Genomic DNA, 12,341 nt, shown 5'->3' on the forward strand with positions numbered 1-12,341 from the left:
CATTCGCTCCTGGGGGGGAGGGAATGCTCTTATTCAAAGGGAATGGGAGAAATGTTCACGTTCAAACAAAAGGGGTGTATGTTTGGTATGTGATTTATTTCACATCCTTACTTTATCATAAAATAATAGTAGCATCAACATTTCACAATGAATTTCACATGACTGTCACATTAAAGACTTCACTAAGACAGGTTACTTTATATTTGTATAATAATATGCATAGCAAAAAAGCCCTATCACGTCCACTGAAAATAGTGGTGGATAAGGCTTTTTGCTTGAGCAGTTTAGTTATTTTTTCAATAGAAGTGATTCGAGTTCATTCAGTTTTTCCTCGAAGACGCGGCATGCTTCTTCAATTGGAGCCGCGCTTGTCATATCAACGCCTGCTTTTTTCAGGACTTCAATTGGATAGTCGGAAGAACCAGCTTTCAAGAAGTTATTTACATAGCGCTCGACAGCAGGCTCTCCTTCTGTCAAGATTTGATTGCTCAACGCGACTGCGGCACTATAGCCCGTCGCATACTGGTACACATAATAGTTATAGTAGAAATGAGGAATCCTTGCCCATTCCAGACCGATTTCCTCGTCGACAACCAAGTCTTCACCGAAGTATTTCTTATTCAGTGCATAATACTCTTCCGTCAGCTTTTCAGCAGTCAGCGCTACACCTTGTTGATCCAGCTGATGAATCAGATGCTCGAATTCAGCGAACATTGTCTGGCGGAAAACTGTACCGCGGAAACCGTCAAGCCAATAATTTAACAAATAAATACGTTTTTGTTCATCGTCAATTGTTTTCAATAAATGATCATTCAAAATCGCTTCATTCACTGTTGACGCAACTTCAGCTACAAAAATAGAATAGCCGCTATAGACGAATGGCTGGTTTTCACGTGAATAGTAACTATGGACGCTATGACCAAATTCATGTGCTAGTGTGAACAAGTTACTGACGTTATCTTGCCAGTTCATTAAGATATACGGATTTGTTCCATAGGCGCCTGAAGAGTAAGCTCCAGAGCGCTTCCCTTTGTTTTCACGGACGTCTACCCAACGGCTCTCCAGACCCTCTTTGACGATGGATACATACTCTTCGCCAAGCGGGTGGAAACTGTCGAGCATTGTTGTTGCAGCTTCGTCATATGGAATCTCCATGTCCGCATCTTTTACAAGCGGCGCGTACATATCCCACATATGAAGTTCTTCCAGGCCAAATACTTTTTTACGGAGTGCAACATAACGCTGGAGCAAGTGGACGTTTTTATTGATAGTCGACACAAGATTTTCATAAACTTGTTCCGGGATATGATTATTTGACATTGCCGCCTCGCGTGCTGATGAATAATTGCGGATGCGTGCATTAACATTATCGCCTTTTACGTTACCAGAAAGTGTCGATGCGAAAGTATTTTGGAATTCGTTGTACTTCGAATACATTGCTTTGAATGCATCCTCGCGAACTCGCGGATCATCGCTTTCCAAAAATCCTACATAACGGCCGTGTGATAATTCGACTTCTTCCCCTTTTTCGTCTTTCACCATCGGGAAGGTCAGATCAGCATTGTTAAGCATACTGAACGTTTCTGAAGAATTGCCCGTTACTTCTGATAGTTGCGCAAGCAAAGCTTCCTGTTCGGCAGGCAACACATGTGGACGTTGTGTATTGATTTCTTCAAATTCTTGTTTATAAAGACCCAGTCCCTCGTGTTCAGCAACCAGCTTGTCCAATTCTGTTTCGTCGATTGACAGAAGTTCGGGCAGGAAGAATGATAACGCAGTTGCCACTTTCACATAAAGTGATTTCACACGGCTATCCATCGCCTGGTAGAAGCTGTTTGTGGTATCCTGGTCAGTCTTTAGATGCGCATATGTATAAAGCCTGCGCAGCCTTTCGGATAGCGTGTCACGGTATGTCAATGCTGTGTAAAGTGCGTCTCCTCCATTAGATAGAGTTCCTTTATAAGATTCTGCTTTGCCGGCGAATTCCTCGACCTCAGCATATTCTTTTTCCCACATTTCGTCTGTGGCGAAGATATCTTCCAGACGCCAAGTCTCATCCACCTTTACCTCATCACGCGTCAATACTTTATTCTTAGTCTCAGTCATCATCAATAATCCCCCTTCTCCCTTTACTTCGGGAAACGAATCACTTTCATTTTCTCAATTTTCATAACGCTTTGCAAGCAATCTTTCTGAAATTAATCGAACTATTTTTTCTTCGGCAAAATCCGCCGCCTTTTGATCGGAATCGACATCTACAGAGATTAGGAAGTTGCGATAGTTCATGCATGCTTTTTCTTGTTCTTCCGACGATTCTTCTAACCCGGAAACATAATTCCTAATCTGATTGCGTGATACGTCTTTGAAATTAAACCCCTTTCTTCTTAAATAATAATAAAATGCTAGTTGCCATTCACAATCATGTCCACGAAATGACTCACTGAAAGGGACTGGCAATCCAATCCACGGTGGAAGATCTGCAGGTATTACACGCAATTCATAGCACATTCTTAGAAAAGAATTGTTTACCCCTCTTGTGTTCAATAAAACACGGGATTGAAGGAATTTATGGCGCATAGACAAATACAGAGCTACGTAACGACGGATTTCTACCTCTGACGGAGTTTTGGGCCGTGCAAAAGGAAAAACCTGACTCGACAATGGCAACGTACGATGAATACCGATATAGCGTTTACCTGCAATATGCACAAGACTCGTGAAATAATGGAATCGTTCTGTTTGGGGGTTGTATGTGAGTAAAAGCTGGCCTTCGGGATGGGAATGCGTAAAGAAGCTTTCGTGGAATTTTGAGAAGTGAAACATACCAACACCTGTCGGCAATGCACTAAACTTTGCTGGGGTTTGCAAAATCCAGAGAGGTTTCATCCCAATGCCGCGATAACCAGCCGATCTCGACTCCATGTCAGTAATGGGGATTGTACTGCATTGAAATTCGATGGGTATCGACCCAGATTGTGTTGTTATTAGGATATCAGGACGCTGGGACAACATTTTCAAGAATGGTTCGAGTTCGACTTGCCGAACCTTTTTTCGGAAAAATTCGTACAATTGCCGTTTTCCCTGGAGATGCGCCTTCGATTCACCCTCCGAGAATAAAGTCGTACAGGCAGCATCCTTCAAATGGGCAAAATGCGGAATAATAATATCTCCAACTTTCAACTGAACAGGTGAATTACATTGCGTACAAAAAAACGCCTGCACTTTCCGCCATTCCCGCAATCGTTCTCTTTCTAGCTCCCGTGAAAGAACAATCAGTTTTCCTTTCTCTGTTTTTGCTGTGAGAATAAGAGTCCACTCCTTTCTCACTTAATAATACAAATTTTCTAATAACAACGCAAGAAAAAACAGCTACCATTTTGAGATAGCTGTTTTAATTCCTGCTTATTTAGCGCCAAAGTACTTTTGGATTTCCGAGAAAACATCTTCTTCCATGATAACTTTTCCGTACTCCTCAATTCGATGACTCGTCATATTTGACGGAACGCCGAATTCAGAAAGCAGGCTGAATAAATCTGTTTTTCGTGAATCATCCATTGCCTCGATGTCATAGATCACATGTAAATAGTAGTTGTTTTCAAACGCGTATAACGATGTCTTTATTTCATAATCTATCATTCGGTCCGCTAGCGGAATAAGATCATCAAAATCGGTAAAGACAAATATATTGTCATGCCATTCAAATGCAGTATCCTCTATGCCTGGCATCGTTTCATCCTCATCATCATGATCAAACATTTTACCATGCTGGAACATTTTTCGTGGGTCGTCACTTGAAAATGGCGATTCCATCGCATCTCCATTTTCGGATATTTGCGCTCGTGTCACCGTCACTTCAATACCACCGCTCATCGCATGTACTTGAATCCACAATGGCCCTTCGACTTCAAACTCAGACTCATCGCTGACTTCGTCCATCATCTCCCAGAAGAGTTCCTCGCTCTTGTCGCGATTATACCAGACTTCTTCCCGTGTAAAGCCACGTTCTTCAATATCAATATATGAAAGAAAAAACTTAACTGTATTTTCATTAATACGCTCTATTTCCATCCCTTTTCTCTCCCTTCCTATGGGACTGGATTAGCCCAGTCTCCTTGATTATGTGAAAAAATCCTGCAATGCTTATACTTACTATATGACCGTCCTCTACGTTTTGAAAGGGTTCCGCCTTAGGACGTATAATTTTGATAGTAATAGCATTGTAGAGAACATTCACCGGGAAAGCAAGAGTAATACAAAAAGCCGATAGGTATACGGCATTTTGCAATGTCACCCCCTATCAGCTTCACACTATTTTTCGAATTTTTGATTAGTTAACCATGCGTCGCGCTTCAAGCAACTGATAGGCTCTTACTTTTCTCGGTAAGAATCGGCGAATCTCATCTTCATTATACCCCACTTGAAGTCTTTTCTCATCAAGGATGATTGGTCTTCTTAAAAGACCAGGATGTTCTTGGATTAATTCATATAGGCGTTGTAATGGAAGGCTTTCCACATCAACGTTTAATTTTTGGAAAATTTTCGAACGAGTCGATATAATTTCATCTGTTCCATCTTCAGTCATACGTAGAATTTCTTTTATCTCATCAATATTCAATGGTTCCGAAAAAATGTTACGTTCAGTATACGGAATCTCGTGTTCCTCCAACCATGCTTTCGCTTTTCTGCATGATGTACAGCTAGGTGAAGTAAATAATGTGACCATCATATGCTGACACTTCCTTTCAGTCATCTCGAATGTTTTGATTTATATTTTTACAGTTAGATTAGAATCATTTTAAAGTATCTGCTTCTAATTTCTATTATACACATATTCATTACTGATGAATACACTTTTTGAAATTTTTTCACCATCCCATACACTATTGTCACAGTTCCGCAACATTAGCGGCTTTATCACGACTCCAATAAGTATGTGCTTGTTCTCTCTACTGTTATACCCGTTGCAAAAATAAATAAACATCTGCTTTGTAAAATAAACTTTTTCTCATTTAGGAAGTTACTAACTGAAAATAAATTACTTTCTACACTTATATAGTACGTCTCAGGATGGGCAAAGGTTTCACATTAAATCAAATTAAATCAAAAAAGTACAGAAACTTAAAAATATTTTCTGAACTTTTCTTTATTATGGTTTGTAATTGACGCCTTGAGAATACTTATTACCGGCATTCCAGAGCAAATACTCGTTAATTCCGTTATCTTTCAGTCCTTTTATTTGTGCTTCAACTTCTGTTTTCCCGTACTTCAAATAATTCCCTGAACCTAGCCATGGTGCACTGAAGTCTTGAAGCCACGGGCGAGAGATGGGCTGATTTTCAAGTTCAGCCAGTTTAGTGTTTTCAAGTTTTGCGTATTCTGAAACAAGTTTATACGGTTCGAGGTCCGGTTTCTTAATTCCAAAATATGACGTCCAATGACTTGGGTAAATCATTGCTGAGATCACATCTACGTTTTCAGCTATCTTCCCGAAGTTCTGACCGATGCCAGGCGCTTCTGGAAGCGTTGCTGCGTACCCGAAAATGTCCACGGATACTTTGGCTCCATAAGGCTCCAATTGCTCCTGAGCGTAAGCTACGAATTCTGTAATCGCTTCAACCCGACGTTGTATCGGATCCAGCTCTGACTCTGCATAGGATTCATACGTATACTTCAGTGTATCATGCCGGTTTTCAAAACCTTCAGGAAAACGGACATAATCGAACTGAATTTCTTGGAAGCCCATTTTGGCAGCTTCAATCGCAATATTGACGTTGTGATCCCATACTTCTTTCATAAAAGGATTGACAAATGATTCTCCCCTTCCATTTTTCCACACGCTTTCACCATCCATGAATGAAAGCTCAGGACGTTTTTCCGCAAGGACGCTATCCTTAAATACAACAATGCGGGCGATGGGATAAATTTTCTTTTCTTCTAGTGTTTTTAACAGCTCTTGTGGGTCTTTTATATACGGTTTCCCGATATTCAATGCTTTCAGTGGCGAATCATCTGCCGGTTTATATGTAATGTTTCCAAAATCATCTTTAATATCAATGACCATGGCATTCAAATCTGTCTTATCCAGCAAGTCTGTAAGATAATTAAAGCGTTCTCCGCCTGCTGAGTGCCCTGTAACGTAAACACCCCGAACTGCATCCGGGTACTCAAATGTTAGCCCTGAATCAAAACGAAACAATCCCGAGCTTGCAATAGAAGTCTCATCAATTGCTTTAAATCCATATGTACGTTCTGCAAAGTCTTCCAGTTTTTTCATTTCTCCAGCATCGGACACAGTCGGAAATGCCAGTGCAGCAGTGAGCAGCATAGCCGGCAACAACTTCATTAATTTCATAACCGTCGCACCGTCCTCTCTATTCGATCATTCTATCAAATCAGATAGATTAATAATAGCGAAACATGCAAAAAAACCGATTTTCTTGTCGAAAATCGGCCCAATTTAATCTATTTGTTATTTACTTTTTAAATGATTCGAATTCACGCTGTGAACAAAGAACAAAGTGTCCTGCTGTCACTTCGCGCATTGTTACTTCTTCGTCCTCACGATAATTATGCGACTTTGGGTCATAGCTTTTGCGTATACGGTTTCGCTCATAATCTGGATCCGGTAATGGAATCGCAGATAACAACGATTGTGTATAAGGGTGTAAAGGTGCAGTATATAACGTTTCTGCAGGTCCTATTTCAACCAGTTTACCGAAGTGCATAACGCCAATCCGATCAGAGATATATTTCACCATCGACAAATCATGTGCGATAAATAAATAAGTCAATCCTTTTTCTTCTTGAAGCTCTTTCAATAAGTTTACTACTTGCGCCTGAATGGATACATCCAATGCTGAAATCGGCTCATCGGCAATGATAAATTCCGGTTCAACAGCAAGTGCGCGTGCAATACCTAAGCGCTGACGCTGCCCGCCTGAAAACTCATGCGGGTAACGGTTTGCGTGCTCACGGTTCAGACCAACCGTTTCAAGCAACTCGTGGACACGAGCAGTTCGCTCCTTCGCATTTTTCACAAGGCCATGGATATCCAGTCCCTCAGCGATAATATCAAGCACTTTCATTCGAGGATTTAGCGATGCATAGGGATCCTGGAAAATCATCTGCATTTTCCGGTTAAAGGATTTCAATTCTTTTTTCGACTTTTTCGCATGCACATCGATGCCATTATAGATGACTTCCCCACCTGTCGCATCGTAAAGACGAATGATTGTTCGGCCAGTCGTTGATTTACCACAACCCGATTCACCGACTATACCAAGTGTTTCACCTTTATAGATATCAAATGTTACATCGTCAACAGCACGTACTTCATTTTTTTTACCAACATTGAAATACTGCTTCAAGTTTTTGATTTCAAGTAATTTTTCAGCCATTATCGAACACCTCCTGCGTTGCCTTCATAATACCGGCTGCCAGGGAACTTTTTCATACGCTCTACGACCGCTGCCGGAGGATCCACATGAGGCGCATCCGGATGGAGCAGCCACGTTGCCGCATAATGTGTTTCACTCACTTTAAATAATGGAGGAACTTGTTCCAGATCAATTTTCAGTGCATATTCACTACGGAGTGCAAATGCATCTCCTTTTGGCGGACTCAACAAATCCGGTGGCGTTCCAGGTATCGCATACAATTTTTCATCAGATGCGTCCATTGACGGCATAGAACTTAAAAGCCCCCATGTATAAGGATGCTGCGGGTTATAGAAGATTTCATCAACTGTCCCCACTTCTACAATCTGACCGCCGTACATAACCGCTACACGATCTGCCACGTTTGCAACAACACCAAGATCATGTGTAATGAAGATAATAGATGTATCTATTTTCTTTTGTAAATCTTTCATCAATTCCAAGATTTGTCCTTGGATTGTTACGTCAAGTGCAGTCGTCGGTTCATCTGCAATTAGAAGCTTTGGATTACATGCCAACGCTATGGCAATAACAATACGTTGACGTTGCCCACCTGAAAATTGGTGCGGATATTGCTTTATGCGTAATTCGGGTTGTGGCATACCAACAAGCCCAAGTAATTCAATAGACTTTTTTTGTGCTTCTGCTTTGCTTAGTTTTTGATGTTTTAATATGGGTTCCATAATTTGTTTGCCAATTGGCATCGTTGGATTAAGAGAAGTCATCGGATCCTGGAAGATCATCGAAATGTCTTTTCCACGTACTTTTTGCATTTCTTTTTCAGAGATTTTAAGCAGATCTTTTCCTTCGAATAAAATCTCGCCATTTTTGAACTCACTACTAGATTCCGGAAGAAGACGCATGATGGATTTTGTCGTTACCGATTTACCTGAACCCGACTCTCCTACAATTGCAAGCGTCTCTCCTTTAAACACTTCAAAATCTACTCCGCGTATCGCTTTCACTTCACCTGCAAATGTATGGAAGGAAAGCTCAAGGTTTTTCACTTCAATTATTTTTTCCATTTCACTTTCCTCCTTTAGTCTTTCATTTTCGGATCGAGTGCATCACGCAATCCGTCTCCTATTAGGTTGAATGCAATCATTAGAAGACTGATTATTAGTGCTGGGAAGAACAACATATGCGGTTGATATTCAAGGAATTTATAGCCATCATTGATAAGTGTCCCAAGGGACGCTGCCGGCGGTTGAAGACCGAGCCCAATAAAGCTTAAAAATGCTTCGAAGAATATCGCTGTCGGAATCGTGAACATCATGTTAATGATAATAATTGACATGATATTTGGCAGGATATGCTTTCCGATAATACGTTTATCGCTCGCACCAAGTGTTTTAGCTGCAAGTACAAATTCTTGGTTTTTAAATTTCAGCACTTGTCCCCGTACAATACGCGACATACCAATCCAACCGGTTATGGATATCGCAATAATAATCGCCCATATTCCTGGATCCATAACCATTAACATAAGAATGACAATGACAAGCGTCGGAATTCCAATTAGGACCTCCACAATTCGTTGCATGATGTCATCTGTCCGGCCTCCGTAATACCCGGAGATTCCTCCATAGATTACACCGATCACCACATCAATGACCGCTGCAACTAACGCAATGTAAAGTGAGATTTGAGTACCTTTCCATAGACGGGAAAATAAGTCACGGCCAAGACTATCTGTTCCAAACCAGTAATATCCCTCTACTTTTTTCACTTTATAAAGATCAATCGTTTTTGAACCCATTTTACCGTGACCGTCAAAAATCCCTAACTTTTCAAGCCCCGGAACTTTTGGCGGCAAGTTTGCATGTGAAACTTTTACATCTTCTGGGTCATAATCAACCATATAGGGTCCTGCAAACGCCATAAACACGATGAATAGCAAAATGAACGCACTGACAATTGCTGCCTTGTTTTTACGAATCCGAAGCCAAGCATCTTGCCAGAAACTTAAGCTAGGTTTTGAAATTTTTTCGGCATGTGAACTGTCAATTGTGATTCGTTCAAATGAGCCTTTTGGCAATTTCTCTAAGTTGTTGGGCATTACTTGTCACCTCCGGACAAACGAATACGTGGGTCGATAATCCCGTAAAGAATATCCACAATCAAAATAATAACAATAAGGAATACTGAGAAGAACATTGTCGTACCCATAATGACAGAGAAGTCATTCGAGTTAATGGATTTGACGAATTGTTCACCGATACCAGGAATTGCAAAAATTTGCTCTACGACGAGTGAACCCGTCAACAAACCTGCAGCAACCGGTCCCAATACTGTTACTAGTGGGATAAGTGCATTTCGGAATGCATGTTTGAAAGCGATTTCAAACCAGTTAGCACCTTTAGCTTTTGCAAGCATGATATAGTCTGAACCTAATACTTCAATCATTTCCGTTCGGATAAATCTGGCAGATATCGCTATCGGTCCCATTGCCAAGGCGATTGAAGGAAGGATACTGGACGTCCAGCCATTCCATAACCCGACCGGAAGCACTTCCCAATAGACTGTAAATACATATTGGAGCAGTGCAGCAAAGACAAAGGATGGTATTGAAATACCAAGAATCGCCACGATTGTACTTCCATAATCCCATACCGTATTCTGTTTCAGTGCTGCAATCATCCCCAAAATAATTCCGATTATTGTCCCAAAAACAATTGCTTGGGCACCGAGAATGGCTGAGTACTTCAATTTTTTCAAAATAAGTGTCGATACATCAGCGTTTTTATACTGGAATGATACACCAAAATCGCCTTTCGCCAGATTGCCCATATAGCGAACATATTGAACAGGTATCGGATCATTCAGTCCATATTTTTCATAGACAACTTCTCGTTGTTCTTCGCTTAATTTTGCTGCGGATGCAAGCGGGGATCCTGGAAGCATCTTCATAAGAATGAAAGTAAATGAAGCAATTAGAAAGAGTGATAGAAACATGTATACTACACGTTTTGTAATGTATTTTGTCATCTTTGCACCTCCTGCAAGTTTCAGTAAGTAGAATACAACAAATTTTTAGATAGTTCTCTCCCATTTAAAAAGAGAGTACATGATGAATAAACACCATATACTCCCCTCCTATGAGATTTTCTTCCTTGTTAGCTTTTAATTATTTACCTTCGATGTAAGTCCATTTATAGCTATAGTCTCCGCCGAATGGGTGTGTAGCAAGCCCTTTAACATAAGGTTTCATTAGTGCCATTCTACCGCGTTGGTAAGTTGGCCCGATTGCAGAGTCATCTTCAAGAAGAATTTTCTCAGCTTTTGCAAAAGCTTCCCAACGAGCTACAGGATCAGTTGCAAGTTCGTTTTTCGTAGACTCGATAATTGCGTCGAGTTCTGGGTTAGAATAATTCATTTTGTTTTGTGGGCTATTAGTTGTGAACAATTCCATGAACGAAATTGGATCTTGGAAGTCAGGTCCCCAACCAGCTGATACGATGTCGAAGTCGCTGTTATCGTCAAGTTCAAGTCGAACAGCGAAAGGAACGCTTTTCAGTTTAACTGTTAGGCCTGGAAGGTTTCTTTCAAGTTCAGATTTGAACCACTCTTGTTGTTTCTTAGCATTTTCAGTATCGTCACCTAGAAACTCAATTTCTAATTTGTCAGTACCGAGTTCTGCTAAACCTTTTTCCCAATGCGCTTTTGCTTCTTCAACGTTATACACGTTAAATGAGTCACTATACGTACGGTAGTCTTTTCCGTCTTCATCGAATGTGAAGTTTTCTGCAACTAAGAAGTTAGCTGGAATAGATCCGTTTGCAAGAACTGCATCAGTAAGTTCTTCTTTGTTGAATGCTTTACTAAGTGCTTTACGAATTTCAAGATTTGCTAGTGGTGTTTCTTTATCATTACGTTTTTGGTTGTATTTCAAGTACCACATGCTTGTTTCAAGTTCGTCTACAAGATCTGCGTCTTCAGCATATTGCATTGCATATTCTGCAGAAAGTAATACACGGTCTTTTTGACCTTTTTCATATAGTTTTACGCCAGTTGCAGATTCTTTAACAACGTCAACGTTAATTTCTGCAAGTTTTACAGTATCTTTATCCCAATATTTTTCGTTTTTCTCATATTTCCAGCCGCCTGTACCGTCCCAATCTTTCATTACGAATGGACCGTTGTAAATCATAGCGTCTGAAGTAGTTGCATATTTGTCACCTTGTGATGCAACGTATTCTTCATTAAGTGGATAGAATGTTCCGAAAGTCATAAGCGATAAGAAGTATGGAACCGGGCGAACAAGCTCAACAACAAGTGTCTTGTCGTCTGTCGCTGTAATTCCTAGATCTGAAAGTTCTGCTTCTTTTTTACCGATTTCTGTTGCACCTTTTACCATACCGTCCATCATATAAGGACCATAAGGTGAAGCTGTAGCAGGATCGATTGCACGTTGCCATGCATAAACGAAGTCATGTGCAGTTACCGGTGTACCATTTGACCACTCTGCATCACGTAGTTTAAATGTATATGTCAATCCGTCTTCACTAATTTCGGCTTCACTTTCAGCCATCGCTGGTACTGGAAGACTGTTTTCATCTAATCGATAGAGACCTTCCATAACGTTGTTAAGAACGTTAAAGCCTACGGCATCTTCAACTAAAGATGAGTCGACAGATGGAATTTCTGCTGATTCGATCAAGTTAAGGACTTGTTCGTTGTCTCCCCCAGTTTCTTCTGTAGTTCCTTTGTCTTTATCCTTACCTGTGTCTTTACTAGTATCCTCTTCCTTAGCACCGCACGCCGCTAGGAATACGCTTAGTACAAGCATGAGGCTAATTAGCCACATAAACTTTGGATTTTTCAAAATTAACTCCCCCTATAAGTTGTCTGAAAACTTGGTACAACTCTAATTATACATCTTCATTTTCCGTTGTACAGAGTTTT

Annotated in this window: 10 protein-coding genes; all 10 read right to left on the bottom strand. The window is 40.6% G+C overall.

The annotated features are described in order from the left end of the window. Positions 1 to 288 precede the first annotated feature (288 nt). On the bottom strand, positions 289 to 2,106 hold the full coding sequence (gene pepF, locus MKZ11_RS22820) for an oligoendopeptidase F (RefSeq protein ID WP_445327062.1): 1,818 nt from the start codon (positions 2,104 to 2,106) through the stop codon (positions 289 to 291). 54 nt (positions 2,107 to 2,160) lie between these two features. Then, entirely contained in the window at positions 2,161 to 3,327 is a 1,167-nt protein-coding gene (locus MKZ11_RS22825) for a competence protein CoiA (protein WP_340796637.1), read from the bottom strand. A gap of 75 nt (positions 3,328 to 3,402) precedes the next feature. Then, the gene (gene mecA / locus MKZ11_RS22830) at positions 3,403 to 4,068 is read right to left on the bottom strand and encodes an adaptor protein MecA (protein WP_340796638.1); all 666 of its coding nucleotides are present in this window, start codon (positions 4,066 to 4,068) and stop codon (positions 3,403 to 3,405) included. Between the two features lie 259 nt (positions 4,069 to 4,327). Further along, positions 4,328 to 4,723, bottom strand: coding sequence for a transcriptional regulator SpxA (spxA, locus tag MKZ11_RS22835; RefSeq protein ID WP_186669618.1), 396 nt, complete (start codon positions 4,721 to 4,723; stop codon positions 4,328 to 4,330). Between the two features lie 423 nt (positions 4,724 to 5,146). Next, the gene (locus MKZ11_RS22840; RefSeq protein ID WP_340796639.1) at positions 5,147 to 6,352 is read right to left on the bottom strand and encodes a putative glycoside hydrolase; all 1,206 of its coding nucleotides are present in this window, start codon (positions 6,350 to 6,352) and stop codon (positions 5,147 to 5,149) included. A 121-nt stretch (positions 6,353 to 6,473) separates the two neighbouring features. After that, complete coding sequence (locus MKZ11_RS22845) at positions 6,474 to 7,397, bottom strand: ABC transporter ATP-binding protein (RefSeq protein WP_340796640.1); 924 nt, start codon at positions 7,395 to 7,397, stop codon at positions 6,474 to 6,476. Next, positions 7,397 to 8,461, bottom strand: a complete 1,065-nt coding sequence (locus MKZ11_RS22850) for an ABC transporter ATP-binding protein (RefSeq protein WP_340796641.1) — start codon at positions 8,459 to 8,461, stop codon at positions 7,397 to 7,399. Before MKZ11_RS22850 ends, MKZ11_RS22845 begins: the two co-directional genes overlap by 1 nt. 14 nt (positions 8,462 to 8,475) lie before the next feature. Continuing rightward, positions 8,476 to 9,495, bottom strand: coding sequence for an oligopeptide ABC transporter permease (gene opp3C, locus MKZ11_RS22855; protein WP_340796642.1), 1,020 nt, complete (start codon positions 9,493 to 9,495; stop codon positions 8,476 to 8,478). After that, a complete protein-coding gene (opp3b, locus tag MKZ11_RS22860) occupies positions 9,495 to 10,424 on the bottom strand; it encodes an oligopeptide ABC transporter permease (protein ID WP_340796643.1) in 930 nt (309 codons plus the stop codon). Before opp3b ends, opp3C begins: the two co-directional genes overlap by 1 nt. Positions 10,425 to 10,563: 139 nt before the next feature. Continuing rightward, a complete protein-coding gene (locus MKZ11_RS22865; protein WP_340796644.1) occupies positions 10,564 to 12,261 on the bottom strand; it encodes a peptide ABC transporter substrate-binding protein in 1,698 nt (565 codons plus the stop codon). Positions 12,262 to 12,341 lie beyond the last annotated feature (80 nt).

The organism is Sporosarcina sp. FSL K6-1508 (assembly GCF_038007465.1).
Lineage (GTDB): Bacteria > Bacillota > Bacilli > Bacillales_A > Planococcaceae > Sporosarcina > Sporosarcina psychrophila_B.